Raw genomic sequence first — 23,649 nt, forward strand, 5'->3', positions numbered from 1 at the left:
CTCCCTTACTCGTACGAACGCACCCAGCATACCCTCCTTGCGCCGATAGCGCGCGTGTGCAACGATCTCGTCCGTCAGATTCCCTTGCGTCTGCAACTACTGCAGACGCGCTTCATCGTCTGGCGCAGGTTATCCCGCGCCGCACACCAGGAGGATCACCCCTCATGCCCCTCGCACTCCTCGCCCTCGCCGCAGGCGGGTTCGGCATCGGACTCACCGAGTTCGTGATCGCCGGCCTCCTGCCCGAGGTCTCCACGAGCCTCGGCGTCTCCGAGGCCACCGCCGGCGGCCTCATCTCCGGCTACGCCCTCGCCGTCGCGGTGGGCGGGATCCTCATGACCGTCGCGCTCTCCCGCGTGGACCGCAAGCGCGCCCTCCTGGCCCTGATGGCCTTCTTCATCGCCGGCAACCTGCTCTCCGCGCTCTCCCCCGACTACGCGACCATGCTCGCCGGCCGCATCATCGCCGCCCTCACCCACGGCGCGTTCTTCGGCATCGGCTCCGTCGTCGCGGCCTCGCTGGTCGCCCCGCAGAAGCAGTCCGGCGCGATCGCGCTCATGTTCGCGGGCCTCACGATCGCCAACGTGCTCGGCGTGCCGCTGGGCACCCTGCTGGGCCAGGCCGCCGGCTGGCGCTCCACCTTCTGGGCCATCACCCTCATCGGGATCCTCGCCCTGATCGGCATCGCGGTCCTCGTGCCGCGCGGCGTCGCCGCCCCGCAGAGGAACGGCGGGAGCATCCTGCGCGAGTTCACGATCTTCCGCTCCGGCCAGGTGTGGGCCTCCATGCTCGTGACCGTGCTCGGCTACGGCGGTATGTTCGGCGCCTTCACCTACATCGCCTTCACCCTCACCGAGGTCTCCGGCTTCGCCTCCTCCTCGGTGCCGTGGCTGCTCGTGCTCTTCGGCGGCGGGCTGTTCATCGGCAACATCCTCGGCGGCCGCGCCGCGGACAAGCACGTGAGCCTCACCCTCGTCGTCGCGCTCTCCGCCCTGACCGCGGTCCTCGTGATCTTCGCGCTCACCGCGCAGAGCAAGGTCGCGACCATCGTCGCGCTCGTGCTCATGGGCGCCCTCGGCTTCGCGACCGTCCCGGCCCTCCAGACGCGGATCATGCGCCACGCGTCCGCGGCGCCCACGCTCGGCTCCGGCGCGAACATCGCCGCGTTCAACCTCGGCAACGCCTTCGGCGCCTGGGTGGGCGGCGTGACCATCACCGCGGGCCTCGGCTACACCTCCCCGCTGTGGGCCGGCGCCGCGATCACCCTCGCGGGCCTCACGATCCTGCTCGTCGCGGATCTCGCCCCCGGCGGCGAGCTGCGCCGACGGGGCACGGCGGAGGTCACCCCCGCCACCGAGCCCGCGCTCGCGACCCGGTGACCCCAGCGCCCCCCCCCACCCGCTCCCCTCACCTCACCCACCTCCCGTCGGCCGACCCCGGCCGGCACCACCACCCGGAAGGACCCCTCATGACCACCTCCGTCCCCACCGTCCCCCTCCGCGACGGCAGCTCCATCCCGCAGCTCGGCTTCGGCGTCTTCCAGGTCCCGGACGACGAGACCACCGCCGCCGTGGGCCACGCGCTCGAGGCCGGCTACCGCAGCATCGACACGGCCGCCGTGTACGGCAACGAGCGCGGCGTGGGCCGGGCGATCGCCGCCGCGGGCCTCCCCCGCGAGGAGCTCTTCGTCACCACCAAGCTGTGGGTCGCCGACCTCGAGGACCCGCGCGCGGCGCTCGCGGCGAGCCTCGAGAAGCTGGGCCTGGACCACGTGGACCTCTTCCTCATCCACTGGCCGGCCCCCGCGACCGATGCCTACCTCGGCGCCTGGCAGACCCTCGAGGCGCTCCGCGCGGAGGGCCTCACCCGCTCGATCGGCGTCTCGAACTTCCTGCCCGAGCACCTGGACCGACTCACCGAGCTCGGCGGGGAGCTGCCCGTGATCAACCAGGTGGAGCTGCACCCGGCGCTGCAGAACCGCGAGACCGTCGCGGCGAACGCCCGCCACGGCATCGTCACCGAGGCGTGGAGCCCCCTCGCGCAGGGCGCCGTGCTCTCCGACCAGGCCGTGCTCGACGCGGCGGAGGCCCACGGCGTCACCGCCGCCCAGGTGGTGCTGCGCTGGCACCTCCAGCAGGGTCGCGTGGTCATCCCGAAGTCCGTGACCCCGACCCGGATCGCCCAGAACCTCGACGTGTTCGGCTTCGACCTCTCGCCGGAGGAGCTCACGGCGATCGACGCCCTGGAGCGCGACGGCCGCACCGGCCCCCACCCGGCCGAGTTCAACGGCTGATCCCCTCGACGGCCGACGGGGACGCCCGGCCCATCACCCGCGCGGTGGTGGGCCGGGCGTCCCCCGTTACGCTGTCCGGGACCGTTCGCCCTGAGGAGACCCGTGACCGACCGACCGCGCCGCCCCTTCGACGCCACCTGGCTGCCCTTCGGCATCCTCATCGGCACGATGCTCGGGATCGGCGTGGGGATCGAGGTGCTCGGCAACATCTGGGCCGGCGGCGCGGTGGGCGTGGGCCTGGGCCTCGCGATCGGGATCGCCCTGGGCCTGCGCGGCCGGCACGGTCCGAGCGCCGAGGAGAGCGAGGACGCGATCATCGACGCGGCCGAGCGCGAGGCCGCCCGCCGGCGGGATCCTCGCAGCGACGACTGAGCGGGGGCGGGAGCGCGGATCGTTCCTCCCGAACGGTCTGTCATGCACATTCCAGGTGTCGTGCCCGAATCTCCGAGGTTCCGGTGCCATGCTGTGGATCACACCGGGTGAACCGGCGATGAACAGCCCCCTGCTTCCCGAGGAGGACTCGATGAAGATCACCGATACGCATGACACCGCAGCCGAGCACTTCGACTACCTGGCGGAGGAGACGGTCGACAGCGACGCCGACCTGATCGCACGCACTGCCGGCAGCTCCCGCCGCTCCGTCTCCGAGGAGCTCCAGGACAGGCGCTCCGCCTGACGGCACGGGGCGGAGCATGCTCCACCCCGTCTCCGCACCACCGCGAGCAGTGGGCCGCCCTTCCCCCTGGGCGGTCCACCGCTCGCGGCTTCTCCCTGCATCCCTGCGCGCGGCAGGGACCGGGCTCAGGCGCCGATGCCCACCTCGGCGCCCGCGGCGGCGGAGCGGTAGCAGGCCTCGAGGACCTCGGCGCGGCGCAGCGCGATCTCCCCGGTGTGCTCGGCGGGATCGCCGTTGCGCACCACCTCGATGAAGTCCGCGACCGCGGCGGCATGGCGGCCGTCGGGGCCGATGGCCGGCTTGACCTCCGCGGGGAGCCCCGCGACCTCGGTCCAGACGGTGAGGTGGTCCCCCTCCGGCGTACCGAAGACGAGCTCCGCGCCGCCCTCGGTGCCGTACAGCGTCACCGAGCAGCGGTCCGAGGGGATCATCTGCGCCCAGCTCGCCTCGAGCAGCACGGTCGCCCCGTCCTCGAGTCGCAGGAAGGCCGTCGCGAGGTCCTCGACCTCGAAGGGGACGCCGTCGGCCACGTCGGAGATGCCGAAGCCGGAGCCGCCGCGCCCGCGCGGGCCGAAGTCCGCGTAGGTGCTCGCGGAGGCCGTGCGCACGGCGGGCTCGCCCAGCAAGTGCAGGGTCATGTCGAGCATGTGCACACCGATGTCCGCGAGGGCGCCGCCGCCGGACTTCTCGGCCTGCGTGAACCAGGTCCCCAGGCCCGGGATGCCCGCGCGGCGCACCCAGCCGGTCTTCGCGTAGTGGATCTCGCCCAGCACGCCGGACTCGATGACCTGGGCGAGGGCGGCGACGTCGCCGCGGCGGCGATGGTTGAAGGACACCTCGAGGATGCGCCCGGTACGGCGGGAGGCCTCGACCATCGAGCGGGCGGCCTCGGCGGACTGCGCCATCGGCTTCTCGGTGAGGACGTGCACACCGGCCTCGAGGGCGGCGATCGCCATGGGCGCGTGGAGGAAGGTGGGCGTGGCGACGGAGACGATGTCGAGATCGGCCTTCTCGAGCATCTCCTGCCAGTCCGGGTAGCGCAGCTCGACGCCGTGCTCGTCGCCGAAGCGGGTGAGCAGATGGTCCTCCATCGCGGAGAGCGCGACGAGATCCACGGTGGGATCGGCGGCGTAGGCGGCGACGTGCTGCTGGCCGGCCCAGCCCAGGCCGATCACGCCGGCGCGGAGTCGTCGCGGGGCGGAGGTGGAGGGGGTGGCGGTGGTCATCGGGAGGTCCCTTCATCGGTGGAGGCGCCCGGCAACCCTAGTGGCTGCGGGGCCCCCGCGCCGTGGCGGGTCGGTGCCCGGGACCGCCGCCCCGGCGACGGCGCTCGCGGTGCACCGCCGACGGGGCTCCGGCTCAGGCGACGGGGACGAAGTCCTGCTCGGCGAAGTCCGCGACCTCGGTGGCCCAGCGGGAGGCGACGAAGCCGCGGTGGTCGGGGTGGGCGTCGTAGGCGTCATAGGCGGCCTGGTCCGCGAAGGTCATGGCGAACTGGAAGCGGAAGGGGCTCTTGGCGCTCACCTGGCGGGAGACGGTGAAGTCCTGCACGCCGGGGATCGCGGAGAGCAGGGCGGGCCCGGCGGTGAGGAAGTCGTGCTCCTCGGCGGAGCCCTCGGCGTGGACGAGCGTGAAGGACACGGTATGGCGGATCATGGAGGCACCGTAGCCGCCTGCCGCCCCCACGCTTGGCACGAGCCATATCGTGGGCGGTCCGCCCTGGAGGAGCACGACATGACCGCGACCGACGACCCCGCCCGGACCGTCCCCGCCCTGCTCGAGGAGCTCGACGGCCTCGCCGACCCGCGCATCCTCGAGGTCAACCGGCGCCACGGCGACGAGCACGCGGTGAACCTCTCCGCCCTGCGCGCCGTCGCGAAGCGCCTGCGCTCGGACCACGAGCTCGCCCTCGCCCTGTGGGCCACCGGTCAGGTGGACGCCCGGCTGCTCGCCCTGCTCATCGCGAAGCCCCGCCTGCTCTCGCCGGAGGAGCTCGACGCCATGCTCCGCGAGGCGGGCACCCCGAAGGTGCAGGACTGGCTGGTCACCTACATGGTCCGCAAGTCCATGCATGCCGAGGTGCTGCGCGGACGCTGGATGGGGGACCCGGACCCGGTCGTGCAGAGCGCCGGCTGGGCGCTCACCTCCGAGGCCGTCGCGAAGCGCCCCGAGGTGCTCGACCTGACCGTCCTTCTCGACGACGTCGAGGCGCGGATGGCGACCGCGCCGGAGCGCCTCCAGTGGGCGATGAACCAGACCCTCGCGACGATCGGGATCGAGCATCAGGAGCTGCGCGAGCGGGCCCTCGCGATCGGTGAGCGGCTCGGCGTGTTGCGGGACTACCCGACGTCGGCGGGCTGCATCTCGCCCTTCGCCCCGATCTGGATCACGGAGATGGTGGCGCGGCGCGAGGAGGCCTGAGCCTCCGCGCCCCGTCTGCCGTGGGCTCCGTCCCCGGGGTCACTTCGCGGAGCGCTCCGTGATCGTCAGGTCCAGCGGGAAGTCGACCGGGCTGCCCGGGAACAGCAGCCTGCCCGCGGAATCCGCGGCGTCGCGGACCGCCTGCGCCGCCTCCTCCGCATGCTCGCGCGGGGCGTGCACGATCACCTCGTCATGCAGGAAGAACGCCAGGTGGGGACGGTTCCCGAGCGCCGGCCCCGAGGCGGTCGCCGCGTGCTCCTCGGGGACGGGGGCGATCCGGGACAGTCGCAGGCGGAGGTCCGCGAGCCATGCGAGGGCCCACTCCGCGGCGGTCCCCTGGACCACGAAGTTGCGGGTGAAGCGGCCCCGGTCGCGCCCGGCGCGGCGGGCCCGCTCCTCGTCGGCGGTCGTCGCGTCGACCACCCCGCCGCGGGTCTGCACCGCCACCCACTCCGGGCCCGGCGGCGGGGAGGTGCGCCCGAGCCAGGTGTGCACGATCCCGCCCCGCTCCCCCGTCGCCGCCGCCTCGTCCACGAGCGCCATCGCGCGCGGGAACGTGCGCCGCAGCCGCGGGACCAGGCGCCCCGCATCCCCCGTCGTCGACCCGTAGAGCGCACCGAGCACGGCGACCTTTGCCTCCGCCCTCGTCGCGACGACCCCGGCCTCGACGATGCCGGAGTAGAGGTCCTTGCCGCGGCCGGCGTCGGCCATCGCCCGGTCCCCCGCCATCGCGGCGAGAACCCGCGGCTCCAGCTGGGAGACGTCCGCGCCCACGAGCATCCAGCCGGGATCGGCGCGCAGCGCGGGCCGCAGCTGCCGCGGGATCTGCAGCGCACCGCCGCCGTTGGACGCCCAGCGCCCGGTGACGACGCCGCCCGGCAGGTAGACAGGCCGGTAGCGGCCCTCGTGCACCCATTCGTCGATCCACGCCCACCCGTTCGCGGTGAGCAGTCGCGAGAGCTTCTTGTAGCGCAGCAGCGGCTCGATCGCCGGGTGGTCGTGCTCGGCGAGCTCCCACTGCGAGGTCGAGGAGACGTCGATCCCGGCACGGCGCAGCGCCTTCAGCACCCGCGGCGGCGAGTCCAGCGACAGCATCGGATCGCCCAGCGCGGCCCGCACCTGGGCGCCCACCTCGACCATGCGGGCGGGCGGCTGGCCGTGCCCGGGCCGGGGGCCCAGCTGCTCGGCGAGGATCCGGTCGTGCTCGACCACGTCCCAGGGCATGCCCGCCGCCTGCAGCTCCGCCGCGACGAGCCCGCCGGCGGACTCCGCCGCGGCGAGCAGGCGCAGCGGCGAGGGATCCGCGGCGGAGGCGATCGCCGCCTGCTGCCGGGCGTGCTCGGCGAGCGTCTCCTCGAGGTCGTGGGGCACGGCGGAGCCCGCCGCGGGAGCGACGTCGAAGAGGGTCGCGGCCGGGGGTCGGCCCTCCGCGGGGACGACGGGGCCGGTCTCCCAGGCGGTGGCGGCACGCAGCGCGGCGCCGTCGGTGACCGCGGCGGCGTGCTGGAGGATCGTGTGGACCAGGCGCAGGTCGTGACAGCGCTCCACGCGCACCCCGGCGGCGAGCAGCCCCGGGTACCAGGTGGCGGTGTCGCTCCACACCCAGCGCGGGGTCCCCGCGGCCTCGTGCCCGGCGACGACCTCCGCCAGCCGCTCCTCGTCGAACTCCTGCCGCGGGCCGGGCTCGCCGTCCCCGCCGATCTCGCACAGCGCCACCCGGCCGCCGGCCAGGCGTCCCAGCACGCATGTGGTGAGGCGAGGGGCGGCGGTCATGTGCCGAGGGTACTGCGGGTCCCCGACGCCGCCGGGCGCCCGGACCGCTCACGGTCCGGGCGCAAGGCGACGAGGCCGACGACGTGATGTAGCCGTTGGGGTTCAGCACGTACTTCCTCGCCGCGCCCTGGTCGAAGTCCGCGTAGGCCTGAGGCGCCTCGTCCAGCGGGATGGGGGTGGCCTTCACGGCCTTCGCGATCTGCACCTTGTCATGGAGGATCGCCTGCATCAGCTGGCGGTGGTACTTCATGACGGGGCACTGCCCGGTCGTGAACGACAGCGACTTCGCCCACCCGAGCCCCAGGCGGATCGAGAGCGACCCCTCCTGGGCGGCGGCGTCCACACCGCCGGGGTCTCCGGTGACGTCGAGCCCGGCTTCACGCCGGCGCTGTAGGCGCCGTGGAAGCCGGTCGGGAAGATGTCCGAGAGCATCGTGAGATCGAGGATCTTCTCGAGGGCCTGGTCCCGCTCGGGGAATGTCAGCAGGTTCCAGTCCGCGTACGGGGGGGAGGACGTACTCGGCCTGGCCGCCGACCCAGCCGCCCATGTCGACGTACCCGTAGGGGCTGCCCGGGCGGTCCGGGTTCACGTTCAGGCAGATCCCGGTCTTGCCCACCTTGCAGTTGCGGCAGCGGCCGCAGGCGATGTTGAAGGGGACCGAGACCCCGGCGGTCAGGAAAGGACGAGGTCCGGAGGTTTTCCCTCCGGACATGACGGAGCGCCCGCCGGATCGTTCCGACGGGCGCTCCGAGAGCTGTGGGGCTCCGGGGCTCAGGCGCCCTGGATGTTCACGGCGGTGAGGCCGCGATCGGTGCGCTCGACCTCGAAGGAGACCTTCTGGTTCTCCTCGAGGTTGCGGTAGCCGGAGCCGGTGATGTTGCTGAAGTGGGCGAAGACGTCGTCCGAGCCGTCGTCGGGGGCGATGAAGCCGAAGCCCTTGTCGGCGTTGAACCACTTCACGGTGCCAGTTGCCATGTTCCTGTAATCCTTCGATGTCGTCGGCCGGGTCTCGGCCAATGATGCCTGCCGCCGGAAGACGCTCCGCCGACGACGTGGACCCCGATCAGGGTCCGGCGACACGCCGCGAACGATGTGCCGAGCACTAGGTTCGCAGACTTTTGCCCCGGATGCGAGCATGATTCCCCGATTGTTCATCGAAGGAGACCGATCGCTCGGTCCCGACCGTTCGGAAGCGACCGATCCGAACAGAGTGGCGGCGCACGCCTGCGACGGCCAGCTCAGGCGTTTCCGAGGCCCTTGACGAGCGTCTCCGAGGTCTCGGTGGCCGTCCGCCCAACGCCCCCGTCGTCCACGTACTCGTAGGAGACGGTCTCGAGCTGGCCGGTCCCACGGTAGCCGCGTCGCTCGTAGAGCCGTCGGGCGCGCGGGTTGTCCAGCCCCACGGCGCAGGCGATCCGTCCGCGGGGCCGCGCGAGCTCCTCGGCCGCCTCCATCAGCCGGCTGCCGACGCCTCGGCCCCGTGCCGCCGCATCGACGCTGAGGTTCTTGAGCAGAGGGAGCTCCCCCTCGTCCACCTCACAGGAGCCGACGGGGACCTCACCGCTCCAGGCGATGAGGAAGGTGCTCTCCCCTCGCCCCTGGCGCGCCGCCGCATGGCGGGCGAAGCCCCGTCCCGGCGGCTCGCGCGCCGCGAGCAGCGCGACGTCGGCCGGGGTGCAGCGACTGATCTGGACCGGGATCTCCATCCGTCCATCATCCCGGAGGTGTGCCCGTCGTACGGTGCCGTCATGGCGCTTCCATCTCGGGACTCCGATCGCGACTTCAGCGCGTACAACGCCGCGCAGGCCGGGCGCCCGCCACGCCCGCTGGCCCGGCGAGCGCTGGCCGCGCTCCGCGAGCGGGTGCCTGCGCCGCGGCGACCGTTCGCCATCGACCTCGGCTGCGGCGCCGGGATCGAGTCCCGGTTCCTCCCGGAGAACGGGTGCGAGGTGCTGGCGATCGACAGGGATCCGAGCGTGCGCCCCGTGCTCGACGCGCTCGCACAGACGCTGCCGAAGCGATGACCCGCGATCTCGACGTGATCGAGATCGTCGAGGAGGAGCGGGACGGCGGCTCCTTCTCCGGGCCGAAGCACTGGAACACCTACCAGGTCATCGCCCGCCGCTGAGCGCCGTCACCGCTCCTCGGCGAGCGCGACCGCGTCGAGGTCCCCGTCGAGGTCCGCGGGCGCGAGGCGCGGGCCGAGCCGGGCGCCGAGGATCAGCAGCGCCGCCCCGAGCACCATGAGCAGCAGCACCGAGCCGCGGGGGCCGGTGATCCCGGCGAGCAGCGGCAGGTAGAAGGGGTACAGGGCCGGCAGCACGAGGGAGAGGCTGTAGGCGGAGCCGTACCCGGTGGAGCGCACGACCGTGGGAAACCGCTCGGAGAGGTACGCGGAGACCGGGCCGTAGGCGGCGACGGTCACCACCTGCAGCAGCGCCGCGCAGAGCGCCGCCCGGGCGAGGCTCCCGGAGCCGACGGCCGCCCACCACAGGGGTGGCCCGAGGAGCAGGGCGGCGATCCCCCAGAGCGTGAGCAGTCGGCGCCGGCCGACCACCGTGGAGAGGTGCCCGGCGAGCGCCATCGCGAGCGCCTGGGCGACGGAGGCGATGCCCATGGCGAGCGCGACCTCGGTGGCGGCGAGGGCGCCGCCCTCCCCGAGCCGCGCGGTGAGCAGCAGGACCGTCGTGTTCGTGAGCAGCCAGAGCCCCGTCATCATGACGAAGGCCTGCCGGAAGGCGCCGGACCAGCGGCCTGCGAGCACCTGCCGGACGCCGCCGCGCACCGGTGGCGTCGTCTCCGTGCCCGGCGCGTCCCCGTCCGGCCCGGCGCGGCGGGTGATCGGCGCGTCGACGACGTGCGAGCGGTAGTACAGCAGCATCCCCAGCGAGAGCAGCGCGCCGACGACGAACAGCAGTCGCCAGCCCCAGACGGCGTACTCCTCCGGACCGAGGACCAGCAGCAGCGTGGCGGTCGCGAAGGCGATCGCTCCCTGCGCCCACGGCGCCATCGAGAGGATCAGGCCGCTCATGAGGCCGCGGCGGCGCGGCGGCGACCACTCCATGGCGAGCGGGATCGCGGCGGAGTACTCCCCGGCGACGAAGATGCCGCCCAGGAAGCGCAGACCGAGGATCAGCGCGATCGTGCCCGCGCCCAGCAGCTCGTGCGTGGGCATCGCGGCGATCAGCAGCGCGCACCCGGCGGTGCCGGCGATCGCGACCTGCGTGGTGCGGGTGCGGCCCAGGCGGTCGGAGATCCGGCCGAAGACGACCCCGCCGACGGGCCGGCCGAGCATCATCGCGATGACGACGATCGCGCCGGTCGCCGCCGCGACCCCGGGGCCCGCGACCGTGGCCAGCGCCGGGGTGAGCGCGGTGAGCGGCAGGAACACGTGGACGTTGTCGATGAAGTTCCCGACCACGCCGGCGCGGAGCGCGGCACGCCCCGAGGGCGGCAGACGGTCCGGCGGGCCGACGGGGCCGGGGTGCTCGACCTCGTCGATGGTGGGTGCATCGGTCGCGGGCAGGCGCGAGCGCATGGCGGACATCCCTTCGTCAGTACGAGCTGCATCAGGTTCCACGGGTGTGATCTCAGCGCCGGCGGCGCACCCCGTGTCCGCGATCGAGTATCCCAGGCGCGGGTCGCGCCGGGTCGACGTGTCCACGGAGATCTGAGGTCAGGGCCACGGAACCAGGGGGACGCCGTGCAGCCGGCGCCCGGTTGCCCTGGACGCCGACCACGGGCGAGTGCCTGACGCCTGCCTGCCCTGAACGGCGTCAGCAGAGCCGCGGGCCCTCAGCGCACTCCATCGCCCCAGCAATGAAAGCCTTCTCCTCCGCCGCCGTCGCCGGTCGCCCCGGCAGTTCCCGGAACCACTCCTGGCGCAGCGTGCTGACCAGCTTCTCCCCCGGCTTCCACCAGAATCCCGACAGCCGATGGAACAGGAACGCCTCCGCCCGCTCCTTGATGACGCGAACCTTGATCCCGTTCTCCAGATACGCGACGGCTGCGGCGACTGCCTCCCCCGCATTGCCGTAGTCCAGGATCTCCCATCCCGTGTACTCCCACGGGCCGATGAGGATCTCCGCCTCGTCACCGTCTCGGGGCGCTGTCGAAGGGCAGGAGAGCATCCGGATGCGGATCGGCCACGTGGCGGTGGCGGGTGAGCTGATGAGGACCTCGTGTTCGGCAGTCTCGATGACATTGGACTCCGGGCCGCTGCGACGCCTGATGACCTCGGACTCGCTCAGGGGGTCGAGGGGATCCTCGCCGTCGTCGGCGAAGAGTCGGAGCTCCACGTCCGGGAGCTCGACGTCAGGCTCACCGCGCAGCGCGGAGAGGACCAGGGAGACGACGAAGACGACCAGGAGGACCGGAAGGACGATCGGGAGCATCACGATCACCGCGCCGAGCATGAGAACGGCCAGGACCGCGTCGAAAAGGCAGTTGCCGACGCGGTGTGCCCAACTCCCCATAACGACCTCCCGCTCTCCACCTCATGACGATGCAGGTCCTATGGTGGCCTGCCGCCCAGCTCCCCACTCGCCGCCCTCAGCCGATCTCGTCCGGCCAGCTCCCCGGCATCGAGCCGTCCTCGGCAGCGGGCACCATCCCGCGGTAGCCGGTGACCGTCTCCCACCGGTCTCCGCGGGCACGGAGGAACAGGTAGACCTCACCGGCGTCCTCGATCCCGGTGAGGGCGTCGCGGCTCTCCCCGCAGCTGTACGGCAACGAGAGCACCTCGATGCTCGTCCCCTCACCATCCGCCGGGGCTCCGGAGACCCACTCGGCGACCTGCACGGTCCACAGCGGCACGTCGTACAGCTCGTAGCGACCCGTCGCGGGCGGACCGTCGACCGTGCCGCGCACGACGGCATCGGACTCCGCCGCCGCGTCCTCGGGCGTCTCCAGGGAGATCCAGTCGATGCAGCTCGCGGCGGTGACCTCGTCCTCCGGGCGCGTCGCCGGGCCGTCGCAGCCGCTGAGGCCGGCCGCTCCGGCGAGCGCGGCGAGGAGGGTGCGTCGGCGGACCATGGGCCCATGGTGCACCTGCCGGGCACCGTCGAGGAGGTCCGTGACCGCATCGCAACCGTGATCGCGCACTGGCCGTGGCCTGGCTCGATAGCGTGCAGGGATGACCGCTGACGTCAACGCCTCCCCGTCCCTCGACCTCCGTGACGTGGAGGCGTTCCTGCGCGTGCCGCGGGTCTCCGCGATCGCCGCGGGCCCGGCCGGCCGGGCGGTCGCGGTGGTGCAGGAGGCCGACGAGCGCCTCTCCCGCCTGGTCCCCTCCATCTGGGAGCGCACGGTCGGCGCCCCGGCCCGGCGGCTGACGGTCTCGGAGAAGGGCGAGTCCTCGCCGCGCTTCGCGCCGGACAGCTCACTGCTGTTCACCTCCTCCCGTCCCGATCCCACAGGGGACGCACCCGAGGGGACGACGGCGATCTGGCGGCTCCCGCTCACCGGGGAGGCGCAGGTGCTCGCGCACGCGCCGGGTGGGCTCGAGCTGCTCGACGTGGCCGGCGACGGCACGATCCTCGCCGCGACGAGCGTGCTGCCCGGGGTGAGCCTCGAGGAGGACGCCGAGGCCCGCGCGGCGCGGAAGGACGCGAAGCGCACGACGATCTGGCACACGGGCATGCCGATCCGGCAGTGGGACCACGAGCGCGGCGACTCCTCCCGCCACCTCCTGATCGTCACCGCGCAGGGCGAGCTGCGGGACCTCACACCGGACGCCGGCACCCTGCCGCTGCACACGGCCTCCGCCGTGCTCTCCCGTGACGGGCGCACCGTCGTCACCGAGTGGACCGAGCGGATCGCCCGCGGCGAGACCCGCACCGGCCTGGTCCGCATCGACGTGGCGACCCTCGAGCGCACGGCGCTGCTCGAGGCGACGGACGAGCACGGCTACGACTCCCCCGCGCTGTCCCCGGACGGCCGGCTCCTCGCCGTCACCCGCTCCACCGTCTCCACCCCGACGGACACGAGCTACGGGCGCCTGGAGATCCACGACCTCGAGGGCGGCGGCGTGGTCGCGGTGGACCTCGGCGACCTCACCGCCGGGCAGGTGGTGTGGCAGGCCGACGGCGGCACGCTGCTCGTGAGCGGGGACCTGCACTCCTCCGGAGCGGTGCTCGCGGTCGACCCCGCGACCGGTGCCGTCTCCACGCTCGCCGACGGCGGCGTGTTCTCCTCCCTCTCCCCCGCGGAGGACGGCTCCGTGCTCGCCCTGCGCAGCGATGTGGCGACGCCGCCCCGCCCGGTGCGGATCACCGCGGAGGGCGTCGTGGAGCTGCCCGCGCCGGGCGCCGTCGGCCCCCTGCCCGGGACCCTCGAGAAGGTGCGCACCACCGTGGACGGTGTCGAGGTGCCCGGGTGGCTGTGCACGCCCGCCGGGGCGAGCGCCGAGGATCCCGCGCCCACGCTGCTGTGGGTGCACGGCGGCCCGCACTCCTCCTACAACGCGTGGAGCTGGCGCTGGTGCCCGTGGCTGTTCACCGCCCGCGGCTACGCGGTGCTGATGCCGGACCCGGCGATGTCCACCGGGTACGGGGACGCGGGGCTGAACCGCGGCTGGCCGCGCCGGCCCGACGTCGTCCTCGCCGAGTGCGAGGCGCTGCTGGACCTCGTGCTCGAGCGGCCCGAGCTCGACGGGACGCGCACGGCGATGCTCGGCGCGAGCTTCGGCGGGTTCATGGCCAACTGGATCGCCGGGCACACGGATCGCTTCGACGCGATCGTGAGCCATGCGGGGCTGTGGGCGCTGCCGCAGCAGCACCGGACCACCGATGCGGCCGCCTCGAAGATGCGGGTGCACGGCCACGAGGACGCGGACCCCGAGTGGTACCGCGCCTGCTCCCCGCACGCGGCGGCCGCCGCGATCACCACGCCGATGCTCGTCACGCACGGCAGCCGCGACTACCGGGTGCCGATCAGCGAGGCGCTGCGGCTGTGGTGGGACCTGGTCTCGCACTGGGACGGCGCCCCGGAGGACATGCCGCACCGCTTCCTGCAGCTCACGAGCGAGAACCACTGGGTGCTCACGCCGTCCAACGCGCTCACCTGGAACGAGACGGTGCTCGCCTTCGTCGATCAGCACGTGCGGGGCGGGGAGCCGATCCCCGAGGTGCTGCCCTGGTGACCGATGGGGCCGATGGGCCGACACGACCCCGCCCCGACCGATCGTTCTTGACCTTCCCTTGACCCTTTTGTGATGCTGATCCCGGAACGCGACGGCGCGACCGCTGGGCGCGGACGGCGCCCCTCGCAACGTCGCGGGAGGGGGATCCATGTCCACGCGGCATATCACGCGCACTGCGCTGTCGTTCGCCGCCGGAGCGGCCCTGCTGGGACTCGCCGCCTGCAGCAGCGGCGGGGCCGAGGAGGCAGGCGCCGGGGAATCGGACGGCGGCGCGGTCAGCGCGGAGCAGAGCACGACCGAGGGGACGACGGCCGAGGGGACAACGTCCCCGACGAGGACGGAGGAGACGACCGGCACCGGCACCTCCGACAGCACAGCGACCACCGGGGGCGGCGTCGGCGATGCATCGACCCGGGTGTCGATCCTGCTCGTGCTCGACGTGCCGGAGGACCCGTCGGGGCACACGGACGGCGCACCGGAGGTCCCCGCGACGGACCTCGCCACGACGCTGTCCGACGACCTCGGCGCCGACGCCACCTGCGAGGGCGACCTCCTGATGGAGGAGGGCAACGCCGCGACCTGCTCGGGACCGCCCAGCGGGGACGCGCCGACGGCGGACACCATCACCTGGACCGCCTACGCGGCGGCCGTCCCCGCCGAGGAAGGCTTCCCCGATGAGAGCACGCAGTCGATCCTCTTCGTGAGCACGGACCAGCTCACCGACGGCTCCCAGCAGCTGCTCGAGAACGGCACCGTGCTCACCGGCGTCGGCGTGGGCTCCATGTTCGGCGCGCAGGACCGCACCGCCGAGGAGCTCGCCGACGCCACGAAGGACACGCTCACCTCAAAGAACGCGTACGTGCCGCTCACGGATGCCGGCTTCCGGGAGGTGACCTGCGAGGACGGGATGAGCGCGAAGGAGTTCGCCGCCTTCGACACGGTGGACTGCACGGGCACCACCGAGGACGGCACCTCGTACCCGCTCGTGGTCGCCCCGGGGAACTACGCGGACAACGACCAGGGGCTCCTGGTGGGCATCCGCACCGTCACCGGCTGAGCGCGCAGGCGAACGCTCAGCCGGTGACGGTGGCCGCCCGGCGCGGCGCCGGCAGGCGGAGGCCCTCGGGAAGCACGTACAGCCACGGGGTGCGCGGCCGCAGGCGGACCGCGCCGATGCAGGCGGCGAGGGTGACGGTCCCGAGGATCAGCGCGCCGGGCAGACCGTCGGGCAGCGGCAGGTAGCGGGTGAGGATCTCGAGCACGGGCAGGTGCACGACGTACATGACGATCGAGCTGCGGCCCATCCACTCGAGCGCCCGCACCGGGCGGACGCGCGGGAGACGCTGCGCCACCCCGATCACCCCGATCACCCCGAGGATCCCGATGATCACGACGACCTGGTCGAGCACGGGGATCTGCGGCTCGCCGTCCGCCCGCACGGCGAGGACCGCCCAGATCATCGCGACGACGATCCCGGGCACGGCCACCGTGAGCGGGACCTTCCGCGTGAGCAGGGTCCGGCCGAGCGCCGCACCGGCGAAGAAGAACGCCGCGTAGTAGACGAACTTGTCCGGGCGCAGCCCGTCCAGGTCCGGGGAGACGCCCAGCAGCGGCGCGGCCGTCCACACCACGATGCTCGCGATCGCGACCCAGCCCGGCGGCACGCGCTTCAGCAGCAGGCCCACCACGTAGTAGCTCAGCAGCGCCATGAGGAACCACGTGTACATCCCGTTGATCCACCACAGCGGCTCGGCGGAGGACTCGAACAGCTGGGTGGCGCCGAGGACGAGCGACCACACGAGCCACGGCCACAGGAGGTTGCGGGCCTTGCCCTCCAGGAAGCGGCCCGGCGGCTTCTTCAGCGAGCGGGGCAGCAGCATCCCGGAGACGAACAGCAGCATCGGCATCCGGAACGGGGTCGCCGCCTGGGCGAGGACCACGAGCGCGCTCGGCGTGTCGCCGTCCCAGATCCCCTGCAGGATCTCGAGGTGCAGCAGGACCACGAGCACGATCGCCATTCCCCGTACGAGGTCCATCCAGCGGTGGCGAGCATGCGGCACGGGCACGAGATCGACGGCGCGATCGGCGACGAGGGTGGACATGGTCGTCCACGGTACGGCCCACGGGCTTACGGGCCTCCCCACACGTCGCCACGGCGTGTCGCGCCAGGTCCTCCCGGGCGTGCCGGCCCCTCACAGGCAGTGCCCGGACCGCAGCGTCGCCCGTTCGCTGTGGGCCACGACGGCCCCCACCTCGGCCATGCCGCCCCCTGGACGGCCCGTGCGCGTCGCGCAGTCTCCTGCACTCCCGATCAGCGACCGCGACCGCGACCGATCAGGCGATCACGGGAGGGCCGGCGACCGCAACGATCCAATCGGTGAGGGTGCGTGCGGGGATCGGGCCGACGGTCACCTCCGACTCCCCGCTGGTGCACGTCACCCAGATCCCTGTGGGGTCGGCATGCAGGGTGAGCGCGTCGGCGTCCAGGTCGGACAGCTCGAGTGCGGGATGGTTCATGATCTCTCCGGTTCCTCCGCCGGCTGCCGACTCTCGTTCACGATCTGGCGTCTCCGGTTGGACGGATAGTACTCACGTCCCGGGTCCCTGGGGTGAACGCCCAGGTAAAGGTTTCCGTCTTCACCACTTTGAAACACTACCCCAGGTCATCGTCGCTTTTGTGACCCATCGGAAACCTCCATGTGCAGGTTTTCCCGGGGGCCCCGCAGGGCGTTCGGGAGGGAGGGACGAGCAGCTCCCGCACGCCGCACGGCGGGCTGCCGGCCCGCTCGAGCAGCAGGAGCAGCACGAACGCCGCGGTGCCCGTCGGCAGGGTCGGCGCTCACACCCCAGGGAAGAACGGCGCCGGCTGCGAGGTCCCGGGTGCGGCGGGTCCCTCGCCCGATCCCCGCTCGATGCGACGGGCCCGCGCGGAGCGGCGGAACCAGTTCACGAGGAACCCCGGCACGAAGCGGTCCACGTACGGTGCGCCGAATCGGGAGACCACCTCGATCACCGCGCCGATGACGAAGGCGAGCAGGGGCATCCAGAGGGCGAGGCCCATGTGCATCGCGATCGAGCCCATCATCCCCATGTGCGCCTGCGCGCTCGTCCACACCAGACCGAGCAGGACGAGCGACGAGGCCATGTAGGCGAGCGGGAGGGCGGCCCATGAGGCCACCAGGGCGATGACGTTCCCCTTCTCGATCTCGCGGTCGCGATTCCACAGCACGGCGATCAGGAGCGGCACGACGAGAGCGATCAGCACCATCGGGACCCACACGTACCAGGGCAGGTCGTAGAACCGGACGTACTCTCCGCTGCGACTGAGCCCGAGGCTCTCGACGTCGCCCTGTGCGCTCACCCGCACCGGCACGACCAGCATCCCGAGCCCGGGCAGGAGGGCGAGGGCCGTCGGCCCCCAGATGGGGAGGGAGAGGAGCAGGGGCAGGACCGAGTCGCCGTCACCGTCGACGGTGAGGCCGATCGCGCCGCCGATCACTCCGAGGATCCCGACCGGGATCGCGAAGGCGAGCGCGTGGACGAGGGCGAGGCGGAATCCGGCGGCGAGGTCCGCGACGAGCGGCCACCAGCGCGGCTTCGTCAGCCCGGCCAGGTGACCGAGGAACAGCGGCACCGTGATCAGCGCCCAGGTCCCGAAGAACATGTCCGCCCCGGCGGAATGCATCGACAGCGACAGCCCGAGGGACTCGTCGGCGTAGGAGAACGCGGTGAGGCGCACGATGATCACGGCGGTGATCGCGACCCCCAGACCGGAGATGCCGGACCACAGGGCCGCGCCGAGCACGCCGTTGCTGCTCCACCGACGCTGCGCGAGGCGCGCCAGCACGAAGCCGGCGACGACCATCGCGATCGTGATGAGCAGCGGGAGACCGCGCCAGCTCATGGTCAGACTGCCGAAGAACCCGAGATCCAACTGCATCTCGTAGGAGCCGAAGGAGGCGAGGGAGACCAGCTGGAACGGGATCCCGAGCAGTCCCACGATCGACTCGAGCGCACCGTCGGTGCTCGGGGGCGTGGTGCTGCCGCCGGTGGGGTCGAGGGTGCCGCCGGTGACGTCGTCGGTGTTCACGGTGAGCGCGGCGGCGACGGCGGAGGCGATGACGAGCAGCGAGGCCAGCAGCGCGACGATGTAGGCGACGGCCCCGGCGATGAAGGTGGGCAGCGGGTTCCCGATGCCGATCTTCCTCAGGGTCTCGCCCACCTGCTCCGTCAACAGGTGCGACCCGGGCGCCGGCTGCCAAGCGGTCTGCGGCTCCGCATCGCTGGGCACTGCGGCACTGGGCGCCGAGGCGCTGGGCATCGGTGCGCCGTGCTGCCCGGGCGACTGTCCCGGCTGTCCCCCGCCTGGCTGCGCCGGGCTCCCGTTGCCCCCATAGGGCTGATTCCACTCCGACATCTGCGTCCCTCTCACGTGCCTGACTCTTCTGGGCGCGGTGATGTACCCCCGAGCGGGAGTTTATCCGGGGGTGGGGACGCTCCTGAGGCCGGGTGACCGGCCGTTCGGCGATGGGGACTGGGCAAGCGCCTGCGCCGTCGAGACAGCCGGGTCGCACTCGATCATCGTCGCGGGACGGGGCCGGGCGCGGATCGAGGGCGGCAGGGCCAGGGCCTCCCCCGAAAAGACTGGTCATCATGGACACGATGACCAGTCTTTTCCCGCCATGAACCAGTCCGGAGCGGGCCGATGCGCCGCTCGCGGACCCCGTTATCGCGGCGTGACCAGGGTGGGCCCGGAGGGGATCGAACCCACGACCCGCGGATGAAAAGTCCGCCAGAGCATCGGCCGCAGAGCGTGTACAAGCAGGTCAGAGGGCTGGTACTGCTACCCGAAGCGCGACGGACACCATCGCGTCGCTGGCAGCGTTGCTGTCGAGAGGTGTTCGAGACGAGTCGGCATCTGTTCCTTGGGGATGGTGTCTCCAGAAGCCCTCGTCACACGTGCGCTCGGCTTTCCTCAACCTTGGACTGGACTGTCGAGTGGCTCGCGGGACAGCAAGCTGCCGATGAGCTCCTCGATGCGGGTACGGATCTCGTCGCGCACCGAGCGGACTTCCGCGACGCCCTTGCCGGCTGGGTCCTCGAGCTTCCAGTCCTCGTACCGCTTGCCGGGGTAGTAGGGGCAGGCGTCGCCGCATCCCATGGTGATGACCACGTCGGAGGCCTGGACGGAATCGGGAGTGAGGATCATCGGGGTCTGGCGGCAGATCTCGATGCCGACCTCCGCCATGGCCTCCACCGCTGCGGGGTTGATCGAGGCGGCGGGCGCAGACCCGGCGGAGGGGACCTCGATGCGGTCCCCGGCGAGCTCCCTCAGCCACCCGGCTGCCATCTGAGATCGACCGGCGTTGTGGACACAGACGAACACGACGCTGGGGCGAACGGTCAGGGGAGCCTCCCGACCGGGGGTGAGGTTCAGGCGATGTCGAGGAACGCACGGAGCTCGGCGAAGGCTGACGGGACGACGGAGTAGTGGGCCCAGCGGCCCTTCTGCTCGCGCGTGAGCAGGCCGGCGTCGACGAGCTTCTTCATGTGGTGGCTCACGGTGGGCTGACTGATGCCGAGCGGCTGGGTGAGATCGCATGCGCAGACCGACTCGCAGCCCTGGGCGGCGACGTGGGACAGGAGCCGGAGGCGCGTGGGGTCGGACAGCGCCTTCAGCAGGGAGGCGATCCGCTCGGCGTCGACAGTGTCGACAGGGCCTGCGGACAGCGTGCAGCACTCGCCAGAGCCGGTCCTCGCCGCGAATCCGGTGGCTGTGGCGTCGGTCGTCGTGGTCATGCCCTCACCTTACATTGACAGTTATCGATGTGGAACATAGCGTACTCATCGATAACCGTCGATGGAAGGTGCCGAGGTCTGATGAGTACGACCACCAAGGACGTGGAGCAGCCGCGCGTGATGAAGGAGATGTCCTTCCTTGACCGCTGGCTCCCGGTATGGATCCTGGCCGCCATGGCTGTGGGACTCCTGCGGGGGCGGTTCGTCCCCGGCCTGAACACCGCACTGGAGGCGGTGAAGATCGGGTCCGTGTCCCTGCCCATCGCGTTCGGGCTGTTGGTGATGATGTACCCGGTCCTGGCGAAGGTCCGCTACGACGAGACCCGGCGAATCGGAGCTGACCGACGCCTGCTGGTGACTTCGTTGGTGCTGAACTGGCTCGTCGGACCGGCCCTCATGTTCGGCCTCGCGTGGATCTTCCTTGCCGACCTGCCGGAGTACCGGACCGGCCTGATCATCGTTGGTCTCGCGCGCTGCATCGCGATGGTCCTCATCTGGAACGACCTCGCCTGCGGTGATCGCGAAGCTGCCGCCGTGCTGGTCGCGATCAACTCCGTCTTCCAGGTGATCGCCTTCGGTGCCCTGGGCTGGTTCTACCTCCAGGCGCTGCCGTCGTGGCTAGGGCTGCCGACCACGTCGGCTGAGTTCTCGATCGGCGCGATCATCCTCAGCGTGCTGATCTTCCTCGGGATCCCTCTGGTCGCCGGGTTCCTGACCCGCATCCTCGGGGAGCGGGCGAAGGGCCGGACCTGGTACGAGGAGCGGTTCCTCCCGAGGATCGGCCCGTGGGCGCTATACGGGCTGCTGTTCACCATCGTGCTGCTGTTCGCCCTCCAGGGCGACGCGATCCTCTCCGCCCCGGGCGACGTGGCCCGCATCGCCCTGCCGCTGCTGGTCTACTTCGTGGTCATGTTCCTGGGGTCCTTCCTGCTCGGACGGGTGATCGGCCTGAACTACGCGAAGTCCACGACCGTCGCGTTCACCGCCTCGGGCAACAACTTCGAGCTCGCCATCGCCGTCGCCATCGGCACCTTCGGCGTCACCTCCGGCCAGGCCCTCGCCGGTGTCGTCGGCCCCCTGATCGAGGTCCCGGTCCTCGTCGCCCTCGTCTACGTCGCTCTCGCGATGGGCCGCCGGCTCTTCCCCGGCGACGCGACCGTTCCCACCCGATGAACCAGCAGAGAGATCGAGTCACCATGACCGCGAAACGCCCCGCAGTCCTGTTCGTGTGCGTGAAGAACGGCGGCAAGTCCCAGATGGCGGCCGCCCTCATGCGCCATCACGCCGGAGATGCCGTCGAGGTGCACTCCGCCGGCACCCGCCCCGGCACCGCCATCAATGCCCAGTCCGCGGAGGCGATCGCCGAAGTCGGTGCGGACATGTCCTCCGCCGTCCCGCAGCCGGTCACCTCCGAGCTGCTGCGCAGCGTCGACCACGTGATCGTCATCGGCGGCGAAGCCGTCATCGAACCCGTCGACGGAATGACCGCGCCGGTCACCACCTGGCACACCGATGAGCCCTCCCTGAGGGGCATCGAAGGGATGGAGCGCATGCGCCTGGTGCGGGACGACATCGACGCCCGCGTCCGTGCACTCCTGAACGACCTCACCCCTACCGCGAACTGACCACGTCCGCAGCGACACGGCCCTACCTCGCCACCGCATCGAACTCGCCTCCCTGGTCGTCATCGACCCTGGTCCCATCGGCCCGGCGACTACCGCCCACCTCTGAGAACGCGGCTCTCGGCTCCTTTCCCCAAATGGCGGAACAGTCAATAGAGCGGCGTCTACCAGCGCCTCCGCCTGGGCACTCGCGCGGGCGAGACCGCGCTTCGACACCGATGGGTCGCCGACATGGTTCTCGCACCGTGTACACCCTGCTCGTCCCGCGGACGCAGCCGGCAGGCACTCCCTGCCATACGGGCCGGGTGTGCGACCAAGTTCCCGTCGACTCCCCACAGGACGCGGCCATGTCGCCGACGACAGGCTTCGAGCAGGGTGGGCCCGGAGGGGATCGAACCCTCGACCCGCGGATTAAAAGTCCGCCTGGACATGCGCGAACGAACACGTTTTCGCAGGTCATGGCCCCGGTGCGACTCGGGTGAACCGACCAGACACCAGCGCGTTGCTGTCAGCACTGCTGTCAGATCCGCAGCCGCCTCGATGTGCGGATAGTTCGCACTGGCGCACTGTCTCCCCTTGCGGGCATGAAGTCTGGCCTGACGCCTGGGACCGAGTGTTCAGTGCGCGCTGTATAGTTCAGAGCATGCTGACTATTGCTTCGCGTCTCGACGTGATGAACCGCCTGGGTCGCGCACTGGCCGACCCCACTCGATCCCGGATCATCCTGACCCTGCTCGACCATCCCGCTTACCCGGCGGAACTGGCCCGAGATCTGGACCTGACACGCCCGAACGTGTCCAACCACCTGGCATGCCTGCGCGATTGCGGGATCGTCGTCTCCGAGCCCGAAGGTCGCCGGACACGATATGAGATCGCCGATTCGCACCTGGCGCAGGCCCTGACGGCACTGGTCGATGCCACCCTGGCAGTGGACGAAGACGCCCCGTGCATCGACCCTGCCTGCTCGCTCCCCGGATGCGACGCAGCTGGGGAGGGCGCATGATCCTCACCTCGGTCTTACAGGCGATGGGCCTGTTCGCAGCGACCAACATCGACGACATCATCGTGCTCTCCCTCTTCTTCGCTCGAGGGGCAGGCCAGCGCGGCACCACCGCCCGCATTCTGGTCGGCCAATACCTCGGGTTCGCCGGCATCCTCGGTGCCGCGGTCCTGGTGACCATCGGCGCCGGAGCGTTCCTGCCCTCGGCAGCCATCCCGTACTTCGGCCTCATCCCTCTGGGCCTCGGCCTGTGGGCCGCGTGGCAGGCCTGGCGCGGAGACGACGACGATGACGACGACGAGGCCAAGGTCGCCGGCAAAAAGGTCGGCGTGTGGACAGTCGCAGGCGTCACCCTCGCCAACGGCGGCGACAACATCGGCGTGTACACCCCTGTCTTCCTCAGCGTGGAACCTCTCGCCGTAGTCGCCTACTGCATCGTCTTCCTCGCCCTCGTCGCGGTCCTGGTGGCCCTGGCAAAGTTCGTCGCCACTCGCCCACCGATTGCCGAAGTCCTCGAACGCTGGGAGCACATCCTCTTCCCCATCGTTCTTATCGGTCTCGGCATCGTCATCCTTGTCAGTGGCGGAGCTTTCGGCCTCTGACTCAGCTAAAGCAAACACAGGTCCCGGGCTCGATAGATCGGTCCCGGAACCTGGACCCGGGACACTTCGTCGCGTCGGCATCGTCCGAGCGGAGTCCGGATCTGAGCCCCGACGAGTTCCCACCGTTCAACGGGGAGGGCTTGCTCATGGTGAGCTCGTCTGAGTTCCAGCGCGCACCGGTCGATGGCTAGCCTGACCGGGGCTAGTGGAGTAGCTGGCGCAACAGTGAACGGGAGACTGGGCAGCATGTTGAGGATCGGTACGCGCCGGGTTGCTTCCCGTGCGGCGAACAGAGTGGCAGACAACGACGCCGAGACGGCCG

25 protein-coding genes, 1 tRNA gene, 1 pseudogene and 1 riboswitch are annotated in these 23,649 nt (G+C 71.6%); of the genes and pseudogenes, 12 read left to right on the plus strand and 15 right to left on the minus strand.

Annotated features, from left to right (window positions below):
• Positions 1 to 164: 164 nt before the first annotated feature.
• The 4 genes from ACYVAP_RS01375 to ACYVAP_RS01390 all read left to right on the plus strand — a co-directional run bounded on the left by ACYVAP_RS01375 (position 165) and on the right by ACYVAP_RS01390 (position 2,969).
• Entirely contained in the window at positions 165 to 1,379 is a 1,215-nt protein-coding gene (locus ACYVAP_RS01375) for an MFS transporter (protein ID WP_498859214.1), read from the plus strand.
• An 89-nt stretch (positions 1,380 to 1,468) separates the two neighbouring features.
• Positions 1,469 to 2,293, plus strand: a complete 825-nt coding sequence (locus tag ACYVAP_RS01380) for an aldo/keto reductase (RefSeq protein WP_498859215.1) — start codon at positions 1,469 to 1,471, stop codon at positions 2,291 to 2,293.
• Between the two features lie 102 nt (positions 2,294 to 2,395).
• Complete coding sequence (locus ACYVAP_RS01385; RefSeq protein WP_498859216.1) at positions 2,396 to 2,665, plus strand: hypothetical protein; 270 nt, start codon at positions 2,396 to 2,398, stop codon at positions 2,663 to 2,665.
• A 151-nt stretch (positions 2,666 to 2,816) separates the two neighbouring features.
• Entirely contained in the window at positions 2,817 to 2,969 is a 153-nt protein-coding gene (locus tag ACYVAP_RS01390) for a hypothetical protein (protein WP_168198050.1), read from the plus strand.
• A 125-nt stretch (positions 2,970 to 3,094) separates the two neighbouring features.
• Here ACYVAP_RS01390 and ACYVAP_RS01395 read toward each other — a convergent pair whose 3' ends face one another.
• Complete coding sequence (locus ACYVAP_RS01395) at positions 3,095 to 4,195, minus strand: Gfo/Idh/MocA family protein (protein WP_498859217.1); 1,101 nt, start codon at positions 4,193 to 4,195, stop codon at positions 3,095 to 3,097.
• A gap of 133 nt (positions 4,196 to 4,328) precedes the next feature.
• Positions 4,329 to 4,625: a Dabb family protein gene (locus ACYVAP_RS01400; RefSeq protein WP_498859218.1), complete on the minus strand. Its 297-nt coding sequence runs from the start codon at positions 4,623 to 4,625 to the stop codon at positions 4,329 to 4,331.
• 78 nt (positions 4,626 to 4,703) lie between these two features.
• Between ACYVAP_RS01400 and ACYVAP_RS01405 the strand changes: the two genes are divergently transcribed.
• On the plus strand, positions 4,704 to 5,390 hold the full coding sequence (locus ACYVAP_RS01405) for a DNA alkylation repair protein (protein ID WP_498859219.1): 687 nt from the start codon (positions 4,704 to 4,706) through the stop codon (positions 5,388 to 5,390).
• Positions 5,391 to 5,429: 39 nt separating this feature from the next.
• On the opposite strand, the gene ACYVAP_RS01410 is transcribed toward ACYVAP_RS01405, so the two are convergent.
• The 4 genes and pseudogenes from ACYVAP_RS01410 to ACYVAP_RS01425 all read right to left on the minus strand — a co-directional run bounded on the left by ACYVAP_RS01410 (position 5,430) and on the right by ACYVAP_RS01425 (position 8,869).
• The gene (locus ACYVAP_RS01410; protein ID WP_498859220.1) at positions 5,430 to 7,163 is read right to left on the minus strand and encodes a bifunctional 3'-5' exonuclease/DNA polymerase; all 1,734 of its coding nucleotides are present in this window, start codon (positions 7,161 to 7,163) and stop codon (positions 5,430 to 5,432) included.
• Between the two features lie 79 nt (positions 7,164 to 7,242).
• Positions 7,243 to 7,938 (minus strand): annotated as a pseudogene (locus tag ACYVAP_RS01415) (hypothetical protein); the annotation flags it as partial.
• Positions 7,935 to 8,138 (minus strand): cold-shock protein, encoded by a 204-nt coding sequence (locus tag ACYVAP_RS01420; protein WP_498859221.1) that lies wholly within the window; start codon positions 8,136 to 8,138, stop codon positions 7,935 to 7,937. The pseudogene ACYVAP_RS01415 and the gene ACYVAP_RS01420, both read right to left, overlap by 4 nt.
• Before the next feature lie 263 nt (positions 8,139 to 8,401).
• Entirely contained in the window at positions 8,402 to 8,869 is a 468-nt protein-coding gene (locus ACYVAP_RS01425) for a GNAT family N-acetyltransferase (protein WP_498859222.1), read from the minus strand.
• Positions 8,870 to 8,911: 42 nt separating this feature from the next.
• Between ACYVAP_RS01425 and ACYVAP_RS01430 the strand changes: the two genes are divergently transcribed.
• Positions 8,912 to 9,187 (plus strand): hypothetical protein, encoded by a 276-nt coding sequence (locus ACYVAP_RS01430; RefSeq protein WP_498859223.1) that lies wholly within the window; start codon positions 8,912 to 8,914, stop codon positions 9,185 to 9,187.
• A gap of 110 nt (positions 9,188 to 9,297) precedes the next feature.
• Here ACYVAP_RS01430 and ACYVAP_RS01435 read toward each other — a convergent pair whose 3' ends face one another.
• From ACYVAP_RS01435 to ACYVAP_RS01445, 3 genes are all read right to left on the minus strand, one after another.
• A complete protein-coding gene (locus tag ACYVAP_RS01435; RefSeq protein ID WP_498859224.1) occupies positions 9,298 to 10,710 on the minus strand; it encodes an MFS transporter in 1,413 nt (470 codons plus the stop codon).
• A riboswitch (TPP riboswitch) is annotated at positions 10,693 to 10,785 on the minus strand. Its footprint overlaps the gene before it by 18 nt.
• A gap of 154 nt (positions 10,786 to 10,939) precedes the next feature.
• Complete coding sequence (locus ACYVAP_RS01440; RefSeq protein WP_498859225.1) at positions 10,940 to 11,566, minus strand: hypothetical protein; 627 nt, start codon at positions 11,564 to 11,566, stop codon at positions 10,940 to 10,942.
• Between the two features lie 148 nt (positions 11,567 to 11,714).
• Entirely contained in the window at positions 11,715 to 12,197 is a 483-nt protein-coding gene (locus ACYVAP_RS01445; protein WP_498859226.1) for a hypothetical protein, read from the minus strand.
• A 100-nt stretch (positions 12,198 to 12,297) separates the two neighbouring features.
• Between ACYVAP_RS01445 and ACYVAP_RS01450 the strand changes: the two genes are divergently transcribed.
• On the plus strand, positions 12,298 to 14,304 hold the full coding sequence (locus ACYVAP_RS01450; RefSeq protein ID WP_498859227.1) for an alpha/beta fold hydrolase: 2,007 nt from the start codon (positions 12,298 to 12,300) through the stop codon (positions 14,302 to 14,304).
• 148 nt (positions 14,305 to 14,452) lie between these two features.
• Positions 14,453 to 15,361: a hypothetical protein gene (locus tag ACYVAP_RS01455; RefSeq protein WP_498859228.1), complete on the plus strand. Its 909-nt coding sequence runs from the start codon at positions 14,453 to 14,455 to the stop codon at positions 15,359 to 15,361.
• A gap of 16 nt (positions 15,362 to 15,377) precedes the next feature.
• Here the strand turns inward: ACYVAP_RS01455 and ACYVAP_RS01460 are convergent, their stop codons facing one another.
• The 5 genes from ACYVAP_RS01460 to ACYVAP_RS01480 form a co-directional block, all read right to left on the minus strand.
• A complete protein-coding gene (locus ACYVAP_RS01460; RefSeq protein WP_498859229.1) occupies positions 15,378 to 16,406 on the minus strand; it encodes an acyltransferase family protein in 1,029 nt (342 codons plus the stop codon).
• A 232-nt stretch (positions 16,407 to 16,638) separates the two neighbouring features.
• Positions 16,639 to 16,821 carry a hypothetical protein gene (locus tag ACYVAP_RS01465; RefSeq protein ID WP_498859230.1) on the minus strand — a complete coding sequence of 61 codons (183 nt, stop codon included), beginning with the start codon at positions 16,819 to 16,821 and terminating at the stop codon, positions 16,639 to 16,641.
• A gap of 322 nt (positions 16,822 to 17,143) precedes the next feature.
• A complete protein-coding gene (locus tag ACYVAP_RS01470; protein ID WP_498859231.1) occupies positions 17,144 to 18,526 on the minus strand; it encodes a hypothetical protein in 1,383 nt (460 codons plus the stop codon).
• A gap of 753 nt (positions 18,527 to 19,279) precedes the next feature.
• The gene (locus tag ACYVAP_RS01475) at positions 19,280 to 19,711 is read right to left on the minus strand and encodes an arsenate reductase ArsC (protein WP_498859845.1); all 432 of its coding nucleotides are present in this window, start codon (positions 19,709 to 19,711) and stop codon (positions 19,280 to 19,282) included.
• Between the two features lie 26 nt (positions 19,712 to 19,737).
• Positions 19,738 to 20,103, minus strand: a complete 366-nt coding sequence (locus tag ACYVAP_RS01480; RefSeq protein ID WP_498859232.1) for an ArsR/SmtB family transcription factor — start codon at positions 20,101 to 20,103, stop codon at positions 19,738 to 19,740.
• A gap of 81 nt (positions 20,104 to 20,184) precedes the next feature.
• On the opposite strand from ACYVAP_RS01480, the gene arsB reads away from it, so the two are divergent.
• Both arsB and ACYVAP_RS01490 read left to right on the plus strand, forming a co-directional pair.
• Positions 20,185 to 21,276 (plus strand): arsenic resistance protein, encoded by a 1,092-nt coding sequence (gene arsB, locus ACYVAP_RS01485; protein ID WP_498859233.1) that lies wholly within the window; start codon positions 20,185 to 20,187, stop codon positions 21,274 to 21,276.
• Between the two features lie 23 nt (positions 21,277 to 21,299).
• On the plus strand, positions 21,300 to 21,728 hold the full coding sequence (locus tag ACYVAP_RS01490; RefSeq protein WP_498859234.1) for an arsenate-mycothiol transferase ArsC: 429 nt from the start codon (positions 21,300 to 21,302) through the stop codon (positions 21,726 to 21,728).
• Between the two features lie 373 nt (positions 21,729 to 22,101).
• Here ACYVAP_RS01490 and ACYVAP_RS01495 read toward each other — a convergent pair.
• Positions 22,102 to 22,190, minus strand: a tRNA-Ser gene (locus ACYVAP_RS01495).
• A gap of 178 nt (positions 22,191 to 22,368) precedes the next feature.
• Between ACYVAP_RS01495 and cmtR the strand changes: the two genes are divergently transcribed.
• Together cmtR and ACYVAP_RS01505 are read left to right on the plus strand one after the other, a co-directional pair.
• Entirely contained in the window at positions 22,369 to 22,728 is a 360-nt protein-coding gene (gene cmtR / locus ACYVAP_RS01500; protein WP_006590980.1) for a Cd(II)/Pb(II)-sensing metalloregulatory transcriptional regulator CmtR, read from the plus strand.
• Positions 22,725 to 23,327 (plus strand): cadmium resistance transporter, encoded by a 603-nt coding sequence (locus ACYVAP_RS01505; protein ID WP_193866805.1) that lies wholly within the window; start codon positions 22,725 to 22,727, stop codon positions 23,325 to 23,327. The genes cmtR and ACYVAP_RS01505 overlap by 4 nt, the downstream gene beginning before the upstream one ends.
• Positions 23,328 to 23,649 lie beyond the last annotated feature (322 nt).

This window comes from Brachybacterium horti (assembly GCF_054777615.1).

Excerpts from the sequence above, each read along its gene's own strand:
- ACYVAP_RS01465 (WP_498859230.1), bottom strand. The coding sequence starts at position 16,821 with ATGAACCATCCCGCACTCGAGCTGTCCGACCTGGACGCCGACGCGCTC.
- ACYVAP_RS01390 (WP_168198050.1), top strand. The coding sequence starts at position 2,817 with ATGAAGATCACCGATACGCATGACACCGCAGCCGAGCACTTCGACTAC.
- ACYVAP_RS01445 (WP_498859226.1), bottom strand. The coding sequence starts at position 12,197 with ATGGTCCGCCGACGCACCCTCCTCGCCGCGCTCGCCGGAGCGGCCGGC.
- ACYVAP_RS01380 (WP_498859215.1), top strand. The coding sequence starts at position 1,469 with ATGACCACCTCCGTCCCCACCGTCCCCCTCCGCGACGGCAGCTCCATC.
- ACYVAP_RS01460 (WP_498859229.1), bottom strand. The coding sequence starts at position 16,406 with ATGTCCACCCTCGTCGCCGATCGCGCCGTCGATCTCGTGCCCGTGCCG.
- ACYVAP_RS01435 (WP_498859224.1), bottom strand. The coding sequence starts at position 10,710 with ATGTCCGCCATGCGCTCGCGCCTGCCCGCGACCGATGCACCCACCATC.
- ACYVAP_RS01410 (WP_498859220.1), bottom strand. The coding sequence starts at position 7,163 with ATGACCGCCGCCCCTCGCCTCACCACATGCGTGCTGGGACGCCTGGCC.
- ACYVAP_RS01395 (WP_498859217.1), bottom strand. The coding sequence starts at position 4,195 with ATGACCACCGCCACCCCCTCCACCTCCGCCCCGCGACGACTCCGCGCC.
- ACYVAP_RS01480 (WP_498859232.1), bottom strand. The coding sequence starts at position 20,103 with ATGACCACGACGACCGACGCCACAGCCACCGGATTCGCGGCGAGGACC.
- ACYVAP_RS01450 (WP_498859227.1), top strand. The coding sequence starts at position 12,298 with ATGACCGCTGACGTCAACGCCTCCCCGTCCCTCGACCTCCGTGACGTG.
- ACYVAP_RS01505 (WP_193866805.1), top strand. The coding sequence starts at position 22,725 with ATGATCCTCACCTCGGTCTTACAGGCGATGGGCCTGTTCGCAGCGACC.
- ACYVAP_RS01420 (WP_498859221.1), bottom strand. The coding sequence starts at position 8,138 with ATGGCAACTGGCACCGTGAAGTGGTTCAACGCCGACAAGGGCTTCGGC.
- ACYVAP_RS01405 (WP_498859219.1), top strand. The coding sequence starts at position 4,704 with ATGACCGCGACCGACGACCCCGCCCGGACCGTCCCCGCCCTGCTCGAG.
- ACYVAP_RS01430 (WP_498859223.1), top strand. The coding sequence starts at position 8,912 with ATGGCGCTTCCATCTCGGGACTCCGATCGCGACTTCAGCGCGTACAAC.
- cmtR (WP_006590980.1), top strand. The coding sequence starts at position 22,369 with ATGCTGACTATTGCTTCGCGTCTCGACGTGATGAACCGCCTGGGTCGC.
- ACYVAP_RS01400 (WP_498859218.1), bottom strand. The coding sequence starts at position 4,625 with ATGATCCGCCATACCGTGTCCTTCACGCTCGTCCACGCCGAGGGCTCC.
- ACYVAP_RS01455 (WP_498859228.1), top strand. The coding sequence starts at position 14,453 with ATGTCCACGCGGCATATCACGCGCACTGCGCTGTCGTTCGCCGCCGGA.
- ACYVAP_RS01375 (WP_498859214.1), top strand. The coding sequence starts at position 165 with ATGCCCCTCGCACTCCTCGCCCTCGCCGCAGGCGGGTTCGGCATCGGA.
- ACYVAP_RS01425 (WP_498859222.1), bottom strand. The coding sequence starts at position 8,869 with ATGGAGATCCCGGTCCAGATCAGTCGCTGCACCCCGGCCGACGTCGCG.
- ACYVAP_RS01490 (WP_498859234.1), top strand. The coding sequence starts at position 21,300 with ATGACCGCGAAACGCCCCGCAGTCCTGTTCGTGTGCGTGAAGAACGGC.
- arsB (WP_498859233.1), top strand. The coding sequence starts at position 20,185 with ATGAGTACGACCACCAAGGACGTGGAGCAGCCGCGCGTGATGAAGGAG.